The sequence below is a fragment of the Intestinirhabdus alba genome (assembly GCF_009711095.1).
In the GTDB taxonomy this organism is placed as follows: Bacteria; Pseudomonadota; Gammaproteobacteria; order Enterobacterales; family Enterobacteriaceae; genus Intestinirhabdus; species Intestinirhabdus alba.
The window spans coordinates 1-18,343 of the sequence record NZ_WMJZ01000033.1 but is presented as its reverse complement, the minus strand read 5'-3'; the positions used below and the strand labels follow the sequence as shown (position 1 = coordinate 18,343).

Annotated in this window: 12 protein-coding genes, 1 tRNA gene and 2 pseudogenes; 9 read left to right on the top strand and 6 right to left on the bottom strand. The window is 52.7% G+C overall.

The window, feature by feature from the left end; translation table 11 throughout:
• Nucleotides 1-783: 783 nt before the first annotated feature.
• The 3 genes from GJV78_RS18830 to yafC all read right to left on the bottom strand — a co-directional run bounded on the left by GJV78_RS18830 (nt 784) and on the right by yafC (nt 6,530).
• Nucleotides 784-2,943, bottom strand: a complete 2,160-nt coding sequence (locus tag GJV78_RS18830) for a TonB-dependent siderophore receptor (RefSeq protein ID WP_155109756.1) — start codon at nt 2,941-2,943, stop codon at nt 784-786.
• A gap of 327 nt (nt 2,944-3,270) precedes the next feature.
• Complete coding sequence (locus tag GJV78_RS18825) at nt 3,271-4,851, bottom strand: alpha/beta hydrolase-fold protein (protein ID WP_155109755.1); 1,581 nt, start codon at nt 4,849-4,851, stop codon at nt 3,271-3,273.
• A 785-nt stretch (nt 4,852-5,636) separates the two neighbouring features.
• Entirely contained in the window at nt 5,637-6,530 is an 894-nt protein-coding gene (gene yafC / locus GJV78_RS18820) for a DNA-binding transcriptional regulator YafC (RefSeq protein ID WP_167519649.1), read from the bottom strand.
• A 239-nt stretch (nt 6,531-6,769) separates the two neighbouring features.
• On the opposite strand from yafC, the gene GJV78_RS18815 reads away from it, so the two are divergent.
• From GJV78_RS18815 to GJV78_RS23960, 3 genes and pseudogenes are all read left to right on the top strand, one after another.
• Nucleotides 6,770-7,570 carry an endonuclease/exonuclease/phosphatase family protein gene (locus GJV78_RS18815; protein WP_167519648.1) on the top strand — a complete coding sequence of 267 codons (801 nt, stop codon included), beginning with the start codon at nt 6,770-6,772 and terminating at the stop codon, nt 7,568-7,570.
• Between the two features lie 74 nt (nt 7,571-7,644).
• Nucleotides 7,645-7,779, top strand: a pseudogene (locus tag GJV78_RS23745) (SAM-dependent methyltransferase); the annotation flags it as partial.
• A gap of 5 nt (nt 7,780-7,784) precedes the next feature.
• Nucleotides 7,785-7,910 (top strand): annotated as a pseudogene (locus tag GJV78_RS23960) (SAM-dependent methyltransferase); the annotation flags it as partial.
• Between the two features lie 62 nt (nt 7,911-7,972).
• On the opposite strand, the gene mltD reads toward GJV78_RS23960, so the two are convergent.
• Nucleotides 7,973-9,340 (bottom strand): murein transglycosylase D, encoded by a 1,368-nt coding sequence (gene mltD / locus GJV78_RS18800; protein WP_155109754.1) that lies wholly within the window; start codon nt 9,338-9,340, stop codon nt 7,973-7,975.
• Nucleotides 9,341-9,408: 68 nt separating this feature from the next.
• Nucleotides 9,409-10,167 carry a hydroxyacylglutathione hydrolase gene (gloB, locus tag GJV78_RS18795; protein ID WP_155109753.1) on the bottom strand — a complete coding sequence of 253 codons (759 nt, stop codon included), beginning with the start codon at nt 10,165-10,167 and terminating at the stop codon, nt 9,409-9,411.
• 32 nt (nt 10,168-10,199) lie between these two features.
• Here gloB and GJV78_RS18790 point away from each other — a divergent pair, with 32 nt between their 5' ends.
• Nucleotides 10,200-10,922: a class I SAM-dependent methyltransferase gene (locus GJV78_RS18790; RefSeq protein WP_155109752.1), complete on the top strand. Its 723-nt coding sequence runs from the start codon at nt 10,200-10,202 to the stop codon at nt 10,920-10,922.
• Here GJV78_RS18790 and rnhA read toward each other — a convergent pair.
• On the bottom strand, nt 10,919-11,386 hold the full coding sequence (rnhA, locus tag GJV78_RS18785; protein ID WP_155109751.1) for a ribonuclease HI: 468 nt from the start codon (nt 11,384-11,386) through the stop codon (nt 10,919-10,921). The two genes, GJV78_RS18790 and rnhA, sit on opposite strands and share 4 nt — an antisense overlap.
• 66 nt (nt 11,387-11,452) lie before the next feature.
• Here rnhA and dnaQ point away from each other — a divergent pair, with 66 nt between their 5' ends.
• The 5 genes from dnaQ to GJV78_RS18760 all read left to right on the top strand — a co-directional run bounded on the left by dnaQ (nt 11,453) and on the right by GJV78_RS18760 (nt 18,106).
• A complete protein-coding gene (dnaQ, locus tag GJV78_RS18780) occupies nt 11,453-12,184 on the top strand; it encodes a DNA polymerase III subunit epsilon (RefSeq protein WP_155109750.1) in 732 nt (243 codons plus the stop codon).
• 133 nt (nt 12,185-12,317) lie between these two features.
• A tRNA-Asp gene (locus GJV78_RS18775) sits at nt 12,318-12,394 on the top strand.
• A gap of 1,207 nt (nt 12,395-13,601) precedes the next feature.
• Nucleotides 13,602-16,106 (top strand): type VI secretion system Vgr family protein, encoded by a 2,505-nt coding sequence (locus GJV78_RS18770; RefSeq protein WP_155109749.1) that lies wholly within the window; start codon nt 13,602-13,604, stop codon nt 16,104-16,106.
• A 94-nt stretch (nt 16,107-16,200) separates the two neighbouring features.
• Nucleotides 16,201-17,052 carry a hypothetical protein gene (locus GJV78_RS18765; RefSeq protein WP_155109748.1) on the top strand — a complete coding sequence of 284 codons (852 nt, stop codon included), beginning with the start codon at nt 16,201-16,203 and terminating at the stop codon, nt 17,050-17,052.
• Nucleotides 16,985-18,106: an SEL1-like repeat protein gene (locus tag GJV78_RS18760; RefSeq protein WP_209439269.1), complete on the top strand. Its 1,122-nt coding sequence runs from the start codon at nt 16,985-16,987 to the stop codon at nt 18,104-18,106. The genes GJV78_RS18765 and GJV78_RS18760 overlap by 68 nt, the downstream gene beginning before the upstream one ends.
• Nucleotides 18,107-18,343 lie beyond the last annotated feature (237 nt).

Below are 18,343 nucleotides of genomic sequence, written 5' to 3'. Positions count from 1 at the left end.
GTGGAGCCGTTATGGTTGGAAACGGTAAAGGTGAGTGTTTGTTTTTAGCTGTATGGAAAAAAGTCTTCACATAACGCACGAGGCGGGGCGAAAATCGTGTTGTTAGTATCAAGCGTCATCTTTCATGAAAAACGCCGTAAAGAGCGATACAGCGCATTTTTGACGTTTATCTACATAACTTAAGCGTAAGATAAGTTGTTTTAGGTTAAATAATCGCCATTCTGATGTTCGGTCCACTTTCAGCCATAGCTGTACGGGAAAGAAGTGTTTCCTTTATATAGATGAAGGATGAGGTTGAAATTGCCTGTGATTGCCTTGCTTTTGATAAGGTGAAGTTACGCGCCGTAGAATGGGATGATCGCGAGTAACGTCTAAAAATCGCCCGGTTGAACGCGGATAATAAAAACCTGCTTGCAGGTTTTGAAAATGGGCCTATAATTGGGCCTACAGTGAAGGTGAGATGAACGGTATCATTAGTTTTTTCAGAGAGTTAGACATTGAGTTCTAATTCCGTCCGTTCCGCCACTACATTATTCGAGGGTGTCTCAGCACATCCGGGAAAGAAAGCCGTATCACTTTTAAAGGTGGTACGGCTTTTTTCGTTTCAGGAAAACTGAAAGAATCTCAGAAGATCGCAGGAAAATGGGCGTAGACGCAGGTGGCAGAAATTTTACAGGCCCATCTGGCGCGCCTTGCTGAGAAGGGCAAGCCACTCTTTCATGGCTTACCCTGCTGATGGCCCATCTATGGTTTACGACAGAAACCCGCCGGACAGTGACAAAACTACCACTCATAGTTAATGGTTGCCGTAATCGTACGCCCCACGCCGTAGAAGCAGGCGGTTTCAGAAGCGCAGGACGCAACGTATTTTGTATCTGCGATATTATTGACGTTGAGCTGGACGGTGGCTCCCTTCAACGACGGGGATAGACGATCCAGCGTATAGCTCAGGCTGGTATCGTATAAATCTACCGCCGAAACCTTATAGGTATTTCTGGCATTGCCATAGCTGGTACCGAGATACCGGAAGCCAAGGCCGACGCCGAGGCCTTCGGCGGGGCCGGACCGAATTTTATATTCTCCCCACACCGAGGCGGTATGGGCCGGAATTCGCGCCGGGGTTTTACCTTGCGTGCCAACAACCGTGGTCTGTACGGTTTCTGAATCCACATAGCTGTAAGACGCGATCAGGTTAATTGATTCACTTAACGCCGAGTGTGCTTCGACTTCCAGACCCCGGTTACGAATTTCCCCGATTGGCTCAAACCAGCCAAGGCTGCTGTTATAGGTGGAAACGTTCTGCTGACGCAAATCGTAGAGCGACAGGCTTAATAAAGTATTTCCCCCCTCCGGCTGATACTTAACGCCGACTTCGGTTTGTTTCCCTGTGGTTGGGGCGAAAGGTGCAGTTCCGGGGGCCCGGGTGGTCTGCAGGTTCGGTTGGAAAGAGGTGCTATAGCTCACATAGGGAGAAATACCGTTATCAAATGCGTACAGCAGCGCCGCGCGCCCGGTAAATTTATTGTCGTTTTGCTGCACGATGGTATCTGAAAGATAATCACGGGTGCGCACTTCGGACCAGTCGTGCCGTCCCGATAGCACCAGATTCCAGTTGTTCCACTCCATCTGGTCCTGTACATAGATGCCCACCTGCTCCAGCTCCTGTAACTCGCTGGTAGATAAGGCTAGTTTACTCTTATCCACCGTCAGGCCGTAAACGGGGGCACTCCAGTCGAGCTGATAATCCGGGCTGCTGTGCCGCCAGAGCTTTGAACGGGCTTTACTCCACTTATAATCCAGCCCGGCAAGGAGCTGGTGATCCAGCGCGCCGGTGAAGAACTGTGCTTTTAACTGGTTATCCAGCACCAGTTCAGTGGTCTTATGGTCTTCCTTGTTGGCGCGCCGGTTCAATAGCCAGGTGCTGGCTGAGTCCTGATAGGTGAAATGTTTATACTGCTCATCAATATTTGTATAGCGTGCGTTCTGCCTGAACGTCAGCGTATCGTTAAAGATATGCTCAAATTCATAGCCAATGCTGTATTGCTCGCGATCTGACTGATGAAATGACGGGTCGCTGACGTTGAAATCGCGTGAAATAGAGCCGCGTTCAGTAGAGAACACCGTGCCCACAGCGGGCAGAAAGTTGCGATAACCCGCCTCAGGATCTTTCTGGAAGCTGGTTAGCAGGGTGAAGCGGGTATCGGAATTGGGGAGCCAGGTGAACGCTGGCGCAATCGCATAGCGTTTCTCTTTATAGTCACTGACCCGATCGTGCTGGGTACGGATCAGACCGTTCAGGCGATAGAGCAGCGTGCCGTCGTTATTAAGCGCACCGCCAAAATCAAAAGCGCCCTGGGCCAGATGATGATTGCCTCCTCTGAGCTGGATCTTATGTATTGGGACGGCCGTTGGACGTTTACTGGTCATGCTAACCAGACCGCCGGGATTGGCCTGGCCGTAAAGCACTGATGCGGGGCCTTTAACGACTTCGATACGCTCAAGCAGCCACGGATCGATAACGCCGCTCGCCGATCCCGCACCTTCACCAAAACTCAGGCCGTCCAGAAAGCGCGGTACATAGGAAAACCCGCGTACGAACACTTCATCATAACGGTTAGAGCTGCCCCGATACTCTGCGAATACCCCAGCGGTATAGCGCAGCGCCTGCGGTACGGAGGCGGCATCCTGAGAATCCATCTGGTCACGGGTGACCACGGAAATCGACTGCGGCGTTTTAATTAACGGCGTGGCCATTTTGGTTCCTGACTGGCTGACCGTGGCGACGATTCCTTGTAGCGGTGCCGTGGGATCTTCTGCGGTCGGTCGGGGGATGACGGTGATGGTTTCTTCCGCAGCTATACCCGACGCTGAGAGTATCGCCAGCGTTCCCAATCCCAGCGTCGTAATGATACGTGAATAGTGTTTATGACTAATTATGCTCATCCTGTGCATTACCCTGTCTGTAATAAATAGTTACAGGCGGCAATGTAGCATGAAAAAATAACAATACAAATGATAGCTATTATTATTAGCATTCTTGTTATTTCGCGGCAGGATAGTTGAAAATGCGCTATTACGCGAAGAAAAGGGTACAGATATGCCAGGAGGCGGCTTTTAGCCCGCAGTAAAATCAACTGGCGCGCGGGAGAGCAGGCCGGAACGCTAATTTCCCGTCAGATCAGAGTGGGGTTGTGAAGGTAGTTCGGCATAATCGCCGGGCCAGCCTGGGCTTCGCTGGCTTAGCGAATCCCAGGACCGTATCGTCGTACGTTATGGCTTCCCATACAGCTGAATAAGCCCCTGCGCCAGCCCGGTCTGCCAGCTCAGGTAGTCGTGGCCGCTGGCGCGCTCTGTATAATATACAGGATAACCCTTAGCCAGCAGGACATGTCGAAAATGTCGGCTGTTATTCAGTAAACCTCCGCCCGCGCCCTGTGTTTCAAATAAGCCGGCTTCAAGATAAAAGGTGATCGCTTTACGCGGCGCTACGGCAAACTGCTCGCTCAGCCATTCCGGCTTATTGCCCTCCGGGGCCCACCAGAAAGAGCCGGACATGCTAAGAACGTTGCCAAACCACTCGGGATGGTTGAACGCCGCCCAGGTTGCAGCCAGCCCGCCGTAGCTGGAGCCAGCGATGGTTACCTCACTTGCCGGCGCACGGATACCGCGCTGCTGTAGCCATGGCATCAGCTCCTGCGCCAGAAAGCGGCCGAACGCCTCGTTAGGCGGCAATTCCCGGCTGCGGGTTTCAGGGTCAATATTGTCGATTAATACGAGGGTGAGGGGCGGCAGGCGTCCGGCGGCGATCAGATTATGCACCAGCGGGATAGCCGCAACCCGTTCCTGATACTGCGCGCCGTCGAACAGGATGGCTATTTTCCGCGACTGCCCCCCGGACAAAGGGGGATCGTAGAGGGTGATGCGCCGCCGGTTGCCCAGCGCCTGGCTGATAAAAGTTTCCTGGCGCACATAGCGCCCGCTGTCGCCTGGCTGCAGCAGGGCGGCATCGGTTACCGGCGCATCCGCCAGGGCAAACATCGAGCTGGTCTGGAACCGATCGATCCCCGCCTGCGGAAATACCCGTGGGTTCAATGGATCCTGCTGCGCGGTCGCCAGTATCGCACGGCGCTGTTGGGCTGGCGGAGCGTCGATCCGGGGAACATCCGGTGCCAGACGATATGTCATCAGGGTCTGTTTCGGTAGCAGATAGCTGCGATACCAGACATCGGAATCTGCCAGACGGAACATCGGATCGTGATCGCCCGACGGCGCACCGAGAATAAATACGTTGTGCTTCGCGCCCCGCCACAGAAAAGTAACGATAACGTTGTTCGCATCGCTCTCTTCTGTCAGCGGGGTGCCGCCTCGCTGTGCTATCTGTTGCCAGAATGATGCGCTGCTTTGCCCCTGGCTCAACTGCTGACGCAGGTGACGAATCGTCGGGCTGAGATCGCTTTCCTGCCGTGCGATCTGTTGCGCCGGCGGCAGTACGCGGTTAAGGGTGAGGGTAAACGCTCCGCCGGAGGGGCCGGAAAGCGCCATGCGAAGGGGAGTCGGGTCTTCAACGACAAATTGCCAGTCGGCGCGCGTTACCGGCAGCTCGCTGACCAGTAGCTGGCGCAAATGTTCGCCTGACGCCCGCTGAACGTTCAGCACGGCGGCACCGCTGACCGAGCCGTGCACATAGCTTCCCGTCGCTAATTGCAGCTGCGCCTGCGCCTGTCCGCGTTCATTAAAATGCCCGCGCCATTCTGAGCGTTCCGCAGAAAGCGCCGCCGGCGTTTGCGCCAGCGTGCAGGGTAATAGCAGCAGATTCACCGCTATTAAGATAAAAAAACGGAAACAACGCATATATCTTTCATCATCCTGTGAAAAACATTATAAAATACAATGTGTTAATTCTTTCCGTTACCTTTATACGCTACCTGCGCATCGAAAACGATATTTTTCTTATTGGTTTCGGAATATGTTAACCGTCCTGTTCGTTATATACCCTAAATAATTCGAGTTGCAGGACAAAACGCAGCGCGTTTTGAACAGCCGCAGGCTGTCTCTCATTAATCCCCGGGAGCTTACCGGAGTAAGTGACCGGGGTGAGCGAGGACAAATCAGCTTGGCTGATTTGAGCGCCGCTGGCGGCGGCCCTTCAGGGTGAGGCCCCTGANTGGCGGCGGCCCTTCAGGGTGAGGCCCCTGAGCCGAATAAAGCCAACGCACATGCAACTTGAAGTATGACGGGTATAGACGGGGTAATAATTATCGGGAGAAATAGGTTAACGCCCGCGCTGTTTTATTTTTTAATACGCTAATATCCCCACGTGTTGTAGCAAAGCAAGGATATAAGACTCTTCCGCTCCTAAGCATCATGCTAATAACAGGAACCTGGCGTAGCCTGAAGGCGCGTTTTCTATTATTTCAGTGAATGAGAAATAGCGGAAAAACGCCATTATCTGCGGTTGATTAATAAGCCGCACTGGCCATCGACGCCGGATCAGCGCGGCCGTTGCGCAATAACGCCTGGTATGACGTTCACCCGGCTACCGCGTCAGCGGGGCAGAATACCACGATCGCCAGGCAGATCGCCGATTCGTAAATAAGGCCGTCTTGCGACGACAGGCTGCAGGGCAAGTTATTACCTTAGCCGGGAGCCGCCGTATGCTCGCTCAGAAAATCAATAAATGCCCGAATACGGGTGCTGACCGCCCGATCGCTGTAATAAACCGCGCTGAAGGGCATTTTTACCGGCAGACGTATATCCTTCATGAGTTCTGTCAGCTCTCCTCGCGCTATCTCTTTATCAATCATATAGTCGGATAAACAGGCGATGCCGTTGCCGCTCAGGCAGAGCTGTTTCAGCGTTTCACCGCTGTTAGAGGATAGCCCGCAGGTAATTTCATAAAGCTGGCCGTCGTGGCGGGCAATGGGCCAGGTATTAAGCGATGTGGGTTCGGTAAAGCCCAGACAGAGATGCCGCTGCAGATCTTCTGCCGACGCCGGGGTGCCGAAGCGTACAATGTACTCCGGCGAGGCCACGAGTTTTCGGTAGCTGGTAAATAGCGGGCGGGCGCGCAGGCTGGAGTCGGTCAATGTACCGGCGCGGATGGCGACATCCACCTTGCGCTCTATCAGGTTAATAAAGGTTTCGGAAGAGACCAGCGACAGCGTGACCTCCGGATAACGCTCGCGAAAGGGGGCGATCAGCGGCATCAGGAAGTGCAGCACTACCGGCGTGGCGGCATCAATGCGCAGCAGGCCGCACGGCGTCGTGCGGCTCTCTATAATTTCCGTCTCGGCGGCGGCCATCTCCTGCAGAATCGCCTGCACACGTCGGAAATATCGCTTACCCTCTTCCGTCAGGCTAAGCTGGCGGGTAGTGCGATTAAGCAGGCTGACGCCGAGTTTCATCTCCAGCTTCTTTACCGCCCGGCTGACCGCAGAGTTGGCTTGCCCGAGCCGTTCGGCGGCGCGGCTAAAGCTCCCGCTCTCCACGACCGAAACAAAAATGGCGAGTTCTTCTGAGGTGGCTTTCACTTTTGCTCCTGGGGCAACGCCGTGTTTCTATTATGCTGAATTTTGTTATTAAAGCATTTTTAATACTGATGTTCATGGGATTGTTGATAAATAAGTGAAATATATTATTTAAGCGGCAGGGAGGGCGGCGACGTAGAGGGGATTCGGTAATTGTTCATTGAAAGTGTGAGCTAAAATCCCTATAACAAAAGAATCCTCCGACTGCGGATGGATTGACGTTACAGAGGTTTAAAAGTCAAGTGCGAAAAAACACCTATGCCATGCGCTATGTTGCTGGACAGCCCGCAGAGCGGATCCTGCCTCCCGGATCCTTTGCGGGTATCGGCCAGGCCTTGCCCGCCGGCGTCCCCTTGAGCAGCGATGAGCGCATCCGGATTCTGGTGTGGAATATTTTCAAGCAGCAGCGCGCCGAATGGTTGTCGGTACTGAAGAACTACGGCAAGGATGCGCATCTTGTTCTGCTGCAGGAGGCTCAGACCACGCCGGAGCTGGTGCAGTTCGCAACCGCTAACTATCTGGCGGCCGATCAGGTTCCGGCCTTCGTGCTGCCGCAGCACCCTTCCGGTGTGATGACCCTCTCATCGGCGCACCCTGTTTACTGTTGTCCGCTGCGCGAGCGTGAGCCGATCCTGCGGCTGGCGAAATCTGCGCTGGTGACCGTCTATCCGTTGCCCGATACCCGCCTGCTGATGGTTGTGAATATACACGCGGTGAACTTCAGTCTGGGAGTGGATGTCTACAGTAAACAATTACTTCCCGTTGGCGAACAAATTGCCCATCACAGCGGCCCGGTAATCATGGCCGGTGATTTTAACGCCTGGAGCCGCCGACGGATGAACGCGCTGTACCGTTTTGCTCGTGAGATGTCGCTGCGCCCGGTGCGCTTCACTGACGATCTGCGCCGCCGCGCGTTCGGGCGGCCGCTCGATTTCGTTTTCTACCGCGGGCTAAACGTCAGCGAAGCTTCGGTGCTGGTTACGCGCGCCTCCGATCATAATCCGCTAATCGTCGAATTCAGTCCCGGTAAACCTGAACAGTAAGCTGTAAAGGTCTGCCGTCGGGCAGACCTGCTATGGTACTGCCCTTTCTCTGGTAAATAAAAAAGGACAGTGCAATGGCCACACGCTCCCATCATGACAACGTTGAAAAGCAGTTTAGTTCTCAGGCGAACGCCTATTTAACCAGCGCGGTGCACGCCTCTGGTCGCGATCTGCAGCGGCCAGGGGAGCGCCTCTCTGCTTTCCCTGAGCCAACGTGCTGGAGGCCATCCGCCTGTACCAGCAGAGCGCCTCCGGAGAGGTAAAAGCCTACTTTGCCTTACAGGACGAGGGCTCGTTCACCAGCGATATCATTATAGTTGAAGCCCATAAGGCGGCCTGAGTTAACGCGATAAATAAAAAAGGCACCGGAGAAAACGGTGCCTTTTTTGTCTGTGCGACTGATTATGACTCTGGCGTACTGCTGTTTTTTACAAACAGCGTCAGCCGATCGCCCGGCTGCAGGCTCGCCGCATCGCTGTTCCAGCGCATCACATCTTCAATATCCACCCCGTGACGCTTCGCAATACTTGAAAGTGAATCGCCTTCGCGTACGTGATAGGTGATACTGTCGTTGTTCTTCGCCAGCCGCTGCGCGCTACTGCCCGCGCCGATGGCCAGGCTCTGACCAACCTGCAGTTTCGTACCGCGTAGATTGTTCCACTGCTGCAAATCGCCGGAACTTACGCCAAGACGCGAGGCAATGCCGGAGAGCGTATCGCCGGAGCGAACGGTATAGCTGCGGCTGCGTAGCGGCTGGTTATTCGCGACCAGCGTGGGCTGAACGGCAGCAAAATCACCGGATGCCAGCGATTCACGCAGACGTTCTGCGTGTTTTTTGGGCACCATGACGTACTGCGGGCTGCTCACGCCCAGCGTCGAGCCTTTCACGCCGGCATTGAAGGTCTTCAGCTTGCTAATGGGGATGCCCGCCATGTCCGCAATCTGCGCCATCTCAACCGGACTATTCAGATGAACCCGCGCCAGAGCGCGGCTTTCGTCGGTTGTCGGCAGGCGCACGCCGTAGCGTTCGCTGTTCTTGAAAATGTCGCTTAACGCCAGCATCTTCGGCACGTAAATTTTTGTTTCATACGGCAGTGATAGCGACCAGAAATCGGTGGGTTTACCACTGGCTCTGTTTGCCTTAATCGCCTTCATTACCCGGCCTTCGCCGCTGTTGTAAGCCGCAACGGTCAGCAGCCAGTCGCCGTTAAACATTTTGTTAAGGCGCTGCATGATATTCAGCGCTGCGGTGGTGGAAGCCACCACATCGCGGCGCGCATCATAGCTGCGGGTTTGCTTTAAACCGTAGTTGCGCCCCGTGCTCGGAATGATCTGCCAGATGCCTGCGGCATTGGCACCAGACGTCGCGTGAGGATCAAAAGCGCTCTCCACTATGGGTAGGAGTACCAGCTCCATAGGCATGTTACGTTTTTTAACCTGCCCGGCTATCCAGTACATATACGGCTCTGCCCGTAACGTTACATCGTGGAGATAGCTCTTATTGCGTAAATATTTCTGTCTTTGTTCGCGAATCCGGGCGTTTTCCGGAATTCCCATCTTTAGCTCGTCGCCAATAAAAGCCCATAAGTCCTGATCTGACGCGACGGACGTCCCATCGTTCATCCATCGCGCCTGACTGGCAGACTTTTCAGCTTTTGTTTGACCAGCCGCAGAAAGGCTCTGTGCAATCTGCTGAATGTTGCCCGTATTCTGAGAAGACTGGCAGCCTACAAGCAGGACAGAGGCGAATAATATCGCTTTTGCCTTCATGTGTGTGTCAATAGTTGCTTAAAAGACGACCGATCATAACGGCGAAGAGGTCAAAAGGCAACCTGCAATTATGAGAAGCTGTCTTTCTTTGACCTTAACCATGCAAAACGCTGTTCAGGTTGTTGCAATAATGTTTCTTTGTTGATTTCTTTAATTAAAACAGGGTCTTCTGTTCTTAAGAAAATATTATTATGTCGCTCATTTTTCAGAATTACGGGCAGGGTCATTTGGTTTTTCAGGCGTAACTCTTTCACTTCACGATAATAATCATTAATGAACGAATCGTGCGGAAGAATGCTTTTGGCAAACGTTAAATTGGTTAAAGTATATTCATGGGCGCAACAAATTAACGTATCGTCCGGCAGGGCGCTTATTTTTTTAAGTGACTGATACATTTGGGCGGGTGTTCCCTCGAAAAGGCGTCCGCAGCCGCCGGAAAAGAGCGTGTCGCCGCAAAACAGGTAAGGGTGGCTAAAGTAACAGAGGTGTCCCGCAGTGTGGCCCGGCGTGGCAATCACGGTAAACTGCTGCCCTAAAACTGTGACGAAATCGCCATCTTTAACGATGTGCGAGACTCCTTTATGCAGGGTCTCGGCCGGCCCGTAAACCGCCATTTTCGGAAAGTGTTGCAGTAGCTCTTTGACGCCGCCAACGTGATCCTGATGATGATGGGTAAGAAAAATCGCTTCTGGCCGCCATTTCTGTTTCGCAACGGCGGCCAGTATCGGTCCGGCATCGCCGGGATCGACGATCAGGCAGCGGCCTTCGCTGTTGCTCAGTACCCAGATGTAGTTATCCTGAAATGCAGGAATGCTGTTAAGATTCATAAATTGTCTCACAATGTTAACGGAAAGTTGCGATGAAGCCGGCAAGGAAACCTCAAAATATCGTCGTGCCTGAACGTTGGGGCGATTTGCCCTGGGGCGACTATTATCGTGAGGCGCTTGAGCGACAGCTTAGCCCGTGGTTTGCCAAAATGTACGGTTTTCACCTGCTGAAAATTGGCAATTTAAGCGCCGAAATCAACCTGGAAAAGTGTGCGGTTGCGCACCAGGTGAACGTTTCGGTTCGCGGTTCGCCGATGCAGGTACAGGCCGATCCGCTCCATTTGCCCTTCGCCGATAAGTCGGTCGACGTCTGCCTGATGGCCCATACGTTGCCCTGGTGCGACGATCCGCACCGCCTGCTGCGTGAGGCCGATCGGGTGCTTATTGACGACGGCTGGCTGGTACTGAGCGGTTTTAATCCGCTAAGCCTGATGGGCTTACGGAAGCTGCTGCCGGTATTACGCCACGCCTCGCCTTACAACAGCCGAATGTTTACTCTGATGCGCCAGATGGACTGGCTATCGCTGCTGAACTTCGAAGTGCTGCACGCCAGCCGCTTTCACGTGCTGCCGTGGAAAAAACAGGGGGGAAAGCTGCTGAGCGCCCACGTTCCTGCGCTGGGCTGCCTGCAGCTTATTGTGGCGCGCAAGCGAACCATCCCGCTAACCCTCAATCCGCTAAAGCAGAATAAAAGCAAAGCGCGGATCCGCCAGGCCGTAGGCGCGACCCGCCAGTATCAAAAACCCGACGCCTAAGCACTGGCCTGATAGCCGATATCTTCGTGGACGGGATTTTGCGCCGCCGTCCTCGCCAGCTCATCGCAGCGCTCGTTTTCCGGATGGCCGGCATGGCCTTTAACCCACAGCCATTTAATGTGATGCTGGCCCAGCGCGGCGTCCAGGCGTTTCCACAGGTCGACGTTTTTAACCGGCTTCTTATCGGCGGTTTTCCAGCCGCGCTTTTTCCAGTTATGGATCCACTGGGTGATTCCCTGGCGAACGTACTGGCTGTCGGTGCTTAACGTCACTTCGCAATGCTCTTTTAACGCCTCCAGAGCGACGATCGCCGCCATCAGCTCCATGCGGTTATTGGTGGTGAGCCTATAGCCTTCGCTGAAGCTTTTCTCGCGGCCGCGATAGCGTAAAATTGCGCCGTATCCGCCCGGACCGGGGTTCCCCAGACAGGAACCGTCGGTGAAAATTTCTACCTGCTTAAGCATCTCTGGTAGACTTCCTGTAAATTGAAATTGAACCGTAAAACGACAAGTCTGACATAAATGACCGCGATGAGCACAGCAATTACCCGACAGATCGTCCTCGATACCGAAACCACCGGTATGAACCAGATTGGCGCGCACTATGAAGGCCATAAAATTATTGAGATCGGCGCGGTGGAGGTGGTGAACCGGCGTCTGACCGGCAATAACTTTCACGTCTACCTGAAGCCGGACCGGCTGGTGGATCCGGAGGCATTTGGTGTTCACGGCATTGCGGATGAGTTTCTGCTCGATAAGCCCGTCTTTGCCGATGTGGTCGACGATTTTCTGCAGTACATTCGCGGCGCGGAGCTGGTGATTCATAATGCGTCGTTTGATATCGGCTTTATGGATTATGAATTCAGTAAGCTAAAGCGCGATATTCCCAGGACCAACACCTTCTGCAAGGTGACCGATAGCCTGGCGCTGGCGCGGAAGATGTTCCCCGGAAAGCGCAATAGCCTCGATGCGCTCTGCTCTCGCTATGAGATAGACAACAGCAAGCGAACCCTGCACGGCGCGCTGCTTGACGCCCAGATCCTCGCAGAAGTTTATCTGGCGATGACCGGCGGCCAGACGGCGATGACCTTCACGATGGAAGGGGACGCCCAGCCGCAGCAGGGAGAGGCTACGATCCAACGTATTGTCCGTCAGGCAAGCCGCTTACGTGTTGTTTTCGCCACTGATGAAGAGGTAGCGGCCCATGAGGCGCGTCTCGATCTGGTGGAAAAAAAGGGTGGAAGCTGCCTCTGGCGGGCCTGATTCACTTTACTCAAACGCTAAAATTCGCCTGTCGGATGATTTTTACAGCAAACGATTTAAAAGGTGTGAAAAAGCGTTGACGAGGTGCAAGGCAATCCGTAATATTCGCTTCGTTCCCAAGGGAACATAGCGCGGAGTGGTAGTTCAGTTGGTTAGAATACCTGCCTGTCACGCAGGGGGTCGCGGGTTCGAGTCCCGTCCATTCCGCCAGTAATTTATCCAGGGGGCCTGAAGGCGTCCCGGAAGTAAAAAAGCCGCATCTCTGGTTACAGGATGCGGCTTTTTTCGTTTAACACGCTCTGCATCAAAAGCCGTCCGTGGCCGGCTCCCGAAACCCTGCGCGATAGCTAACGCGCCTGGAGCAGGAAGCGCAGCGGGCAGGTCTGCGCATCGCGGCCAATCATCTCCCGAAGCTTTATCCTGTTATGGCGCGCCCGGGGATAGCGCTGTGCATCCGCGCGATAAACCGGCCGCCTCCTCTTTTTTACGCCTTGCCCAGTCGCCGTGAGCCTCTCTGCATTATTGTGAAAGATGCGCTTTTATTTATTAACCTTTTAATTATTAGCGCTGGTGTATTTCATTAGCTTACCCGATTTAATTATCCGGAAGACCTGTCGGGACATCAGTGGATATAGTGATAAATGAAAAGTTATTATTATTCACGGGATATATTTATTGCTTTGTGAATGGCGGTTGTCTTAATTGTTTTCCCGATATTTCCGACTATTATCCTGTTATTATCGTATTGATAGCGAGTATTAACTGTTGTCAGCGCTGTTTTTTTATTTTTTTGATAAAGCTATTTCTGTCACGGTTTTTATCTGTTTTTGTTGGCGTCGGGCATAAATTTGAGCCGTAAGGTTGCTTTAAATTATCGCTATACTTTAACATCAGCCTGTTTCTGGATTTATCCTTTATATATACCCTAAATAATTCGAGTTGCATGACAAAACGCTGCGCGTTTTGAACAGACCCAGGGCTGGCCCCGAAGGGGTGAGGCCCCAGGGCCGAATAAAGCCAACGAACATGCAGCCTGAAGTATGACGGGTATAAAACGTTTCAGATTATGGCTGAACCACTCTTCTGAATTGAAGCCTGGCATTGTGGATGCGGCGGCTAAAAACGTTATTTATGGAACGTATTTATTCTCCCCCTAAGGAACGTCCGGGCCTGGCCGGGTGGCGAAGAAAACGATGGGTAAGCTATCGCCAGTATCCTTCAGCAGTCGTGCGAGGGCAAAAGAGCCGGATAAGTACATATTGGGCCACCTGCCTATGTGCTTTGGCAAACAGCGACGGGCGGTAGCGTGTCTGTTGGAACGGTAAACCGTAGCGGAGAGCGCTGAACAAGAGACAGAACATTGATGCCGGGAACGGCCGACGCGGCAGCGGGACTTAATACAAGGAGACATTACTAAATGAGCGAAGTTCAGTCATTGATATTCAGCCACAGCCACTATCTGCTGAGCGTGCATGGCTGCCCGGCACCGCTCGACGTGCTCTGTTTCGACGGGCATGAAGCCCTGAGCGAACCGTTCAGTTATGCCATCGAATTTACCAGTGCCGATAAGTCTCTCTCGCCGCAGCAAATGCTGCTGCGGAGCGCCTCGCTGACGCTGCAGGCTCCGCCTGTTCAGGGGCACAGGCTGCAGCAGCCGGTGCGCACGATTCAGGGCGTGGTGACCGGCTTTGAGCACCTCTCTACCTCGAAAGATGAAACCCGCTACTCCCTTACCCTGCAGCCCCGGCTGGCGCTGCTGGCGCGTTCGCGTCAGAACCGTATCTATCAGGATATGTCGGTGCCGCAGATCGTGGAGCATATTCTCAGAACCCGTCACGCCATGCGCGGCCAGGATTTCGTCTTTACGCTGGCCAATGAATATCCGCGCCGTGAGCAGGTGATGCAGTACGGCGAGGACGATCTCACCTTTATTTCTCGTCTGCTTGCCGGGGTGGGGATCTGGTTCCGCTTCACAACCGATGCCCGCCTGAAGATTGACGTGGTGACATTTTCCGACGCCCAACGCCACTATGAGCAGGGGCTTATTCTGCCGCTGGCGTCGCCATCCGGGCAGTCTGATACCGGCCGGGAGTCGGTCTGGGCGCTGGAAAGCCGGCATCGGGTGGTGGAAAAAAGTGTCTTTACCCGCGGTTACAACTACCGCAATGCGCCGGAAGAGATGAGCCTGAGCATTGATGCCACAAGAGGGGGGGATACCACCACTTATGGCGAGGCGTACCACTGGGCGGAAAACTATCTACGGCCGGGAAAGGGGGAGCGGCACGACCCGAAGCCGGAAAGCGGGGCGTTTTACGCCCGTCTGCGGCATGAGCGCTATCTGAACAGCCAGACCAGCCTCAGCGGGATAACCAACTGCGCGGCGCTGACACCCGGTCAGGTGCTGAAGGTGAACGGCGCTCAGGCAGTGACAGAGGCGTCTTTTCATCAGGGGGTGGCAATCGTCAGCATTCACAGCAGCGCCCGGCGCGACAGAAGCTTCATGGTCGCGTTCCGGGCAATCCCGGCGACGAAAGAATACAGCTTCCGGCCCGCGCCTGTAGCCCGGCCGACAATGGCGGGAACGCTGCCGGCCAGGATCGCCAGCACCACCAAAAATGATATTTATGGACACATCGATCGCGACGGGCGCTACAAAGTTAATTTCCTGTTCGATCGCGACAGCTGGCCGGCGGGAGAGGAGAGTATGTGGGTGCGTCAGGCGCGGCCCTACGCCGGGGACACTTACGGTCTGCATCTGCCGCTGCTGGCGGGAACGGAGGTGGCGATAGCGTTTGAGCAGGGCGATCCGGATCGTCCGTATATTTCGGGCGTTTTGCACGATTCGGCCCATCCGGACCACGTCACTATTGGCAACTATCGGCGCAATGTCCTGAGAACACCGGCGAACAATAAGCTCCGCCTGGACGACACGCGGGGAAAAGAGCACATCAAGATTAGTACGGAATACGGCGGTAAAAGTCAGCTCAATCTTGGCCACCTGGTGGACGGGAAAAAAGAGCGGCGCGGGGAGGGGTTTGAACTGCGCAGCGATAGCCGGGGAGCAATACGGGCCGGGAAGGGGCTGTTTATTTCAGCGGACGGTCAGCCAAAAGCGCAGGGGGCGGTGCTGGAGATGCAGCCGGCGCTCGGTAACCTGGAGGCTGCTCGCAAGCAGATGCATGACATTTCTGCGGATGCGAAAACGGCGGGAGCGGATCCGGCGGATCTGCAGGCGCAGGTTAACTGGCTGGAGCAGCAGGTCAGAGAGCTGGAGGAGGCGGTGATACTCCTGAGCGCGCCGCGGGGCATAGCGTTGAGCAGCGGGGCGCATCTGCAGGCCTCAGCGGCGGAAAATCTGATTGTCACGGCCGGTAATAACGCCGATATCAGCGTGGTGAAGAATCTGTTTATCGGAGTGGGGAACGCCCTGAGCATGTTTGTCAAAAAGGCGGGGATCAAACTGATAGCGAATCAGGGGGCGGTACAGGTGCAGGCGCAGAACGATCGGCTGCAGCTGAAGGCGCGCGGGGGGGTAGCCATCACCAGTACGGAAGATGAGATCAACATTATTGCCCGGAAGAAAATTACGATAAACGGCGGCGGAAGCTATATCGAGCTGGACGCCAATAAAATAGAGTCCGGGACGCTTGGGGAGTATCTGACCAAAGCGGGATATTACGGGCGCAGGGAGCGGGCGTCGCAGCAGCATGAGATGATGGTCTTTCCGCTGATTGAGACAGGGGATTATCACCTGCAGTTTCGCTTTACGGATGATGATGGCGTTCCTTATTCCAGTACGCCCTATATCGCTTACTTTACAGATGGTTCTCAGAAGGAGGGGATGACGGATGGAGATGGAAATACTGAAAATTTCAGAAGAGAGCGCGAGGAAGACATTATCATTCACCTTGTAATCGATTGATTATGGGTGCGCTGCAGTGAAATATTCCTGATGACAGACAGTCATGGAAGGTCTTCTGTTACTTATCAAAAGCTTAAGAATAAGGTGTCACATAATGACGAAAGGTAAAACGAATGATAAACCCAATAAAAAGTCTTCTGCCGGGGTAACAAAAAAATCACAGGAACCGAACGTCAAAACTGTAAAGATTACTCGTGCAAAACGGCTTGATATTATGCTGGTATATGGTGGTGAAGATGGTTATAAGGAAATGCAAAAGGCCGCAGATTTTAAATCTAAAAGATTACAAGAAAAACATAAAACTCATGAGATAAAAACGTATGTGTACACTAATATTAAAAGCTTTAAACAGATCTGGACGGAGATCTATAAACTTACGCAAATGAAAACCTCCTCAGGGAGCGCCTTGTATAGTCTTCATGAGATGCATCTTTTCGGACATAGTAGTAATAAGATGCTTTATCTGGTCGGCAAAGGTGAGAACATAACCATATCAATGGTAATCGAGCTTGAGAAGCTAGACTGGCATAAAAAAGAAGGCTGCATCATTTTTCATTCCTGTCGTTCAGGCAGGTATGAAGACAACACTGATAAGAAAAACACTAACTGTATCGCCAGAGAATTCTCAAAATGTCAGAAGGTTATAACGGTAGGGCAGATGGTTTATGCGACTTTTAATACTGGTGATGAATTAAAAGACTGGAGGAAAAGGAATAAACAACTTTCTAATAAATTAAAAGTGGATCTGCTGGGCTTTGACTCACTGGTGCTGTGGGGGTATAAATCTGAAAGAAAGGTCAAGAAATATTACTCTAAAGATCCTGAATATTCGCTCCTCGAAGACTGGCAAATCTGGCCTGCCAGGATGTTCATTAGCGGTGAAATTAATCTGGCACGGATTTGTTATAAAGGAGTATACAATAATACCGATGAAAAATATATTTAGTAAGCTGATTATATTGTTTGCTTTATTCGCGCTGGTTATTCTTTACTTTTTTGAGCATACGGGAGTTGGAATGAATGTAAAAAAATCAATGCTGTCCCAGAGAGAGCTGTGGCCAATAAAATATTCTTATAAAATAAAAGAACGCGCCTGGGATGGCAGTATTAAGGACCAGGATGCTTTTTTAGCGCTGGTAAAGCAGGCCTGGCAATGGGATAAAAATGCTATGGTTCATTATGCTTTTATTTTGTATGAAGCCGAAGAACAGCCTGAAGATAGATATATTACACAAGAAATTAATGACTTTTTGACTAAAAATAAACGCCGTCTGGTTGATGCTAAGGGTAACCTGTTAGAATCGCCTGAATTATTTGAGCAACCGCTGTATTCTGTTATTGCACTACTGGCGGACGCGGGCTATCCCCTGGCCTCAAATTATATGCGGAGCAGAATAAGATCTAACGTCGATCCCGACACACTTGCTTTTCTACCTTTATCAGAAGAAAAACGTGATTTATTAGTTCGTTACACAACGAATGCGCTAAAAGGCGGCTTTAAGCTGGAGCTTGAGTTAAATGACGAGATCCTTTTTCCCGGTGCCAGTGGCTATGTTGATGACAACTTTAGTCAAATGGTAAGGCTTTCAGAGCATATTGAAACGCTCTCGCAGGCCGATCTGCAGGCGGCTTTTAATCGATTTAATGCTCACGCGCTGCATGGTTCATCCTATGCGATGATAAGAATGTGTGAGGCTTATCTGCATGGTGTAGGGATTAAGCAAAATGATGAGATGGCGTATGTCTGGTGTGCATTAGCGGATAAATCGTATGCTGAACATCGCCTTGCTGAACGTGACGCCGCAGGCTGGACGGAAGAAGCGGCAGAGACGACGCTACAGAATTACAACCAGGAATTGTTAAAAGCGATTGCGCTACGTCTCGATTCGCAGCGTCAAAAAAACGCGCTGTTATTATTAAAGCAACAGGAGGCTGAAATAATAACCTGGGACTATGCCAAATGGGTTTCCACTCTGCTTGACGTACCTCCGCAACCTTAAACAATTGCGGCTGGTGCGTTTGTATCCACCAGCGCTCAGGCGGCATGTTGGTTGCCCCTTCACGTTTTGGCATACAGCGAAAAGCTAAACCGCCAGGATATCGCCCGGCCTTCAATAGGGCAGGAAGAGACGTTAACGGCGTTCTGGCAGCGTCGCCCGCGCGTGAAGAGCGCGATTAAGAAAAAGCCCCGCCGCAGCGCTGAGGGATCCCCACAAACTCAGCGCTAATAAACCAGC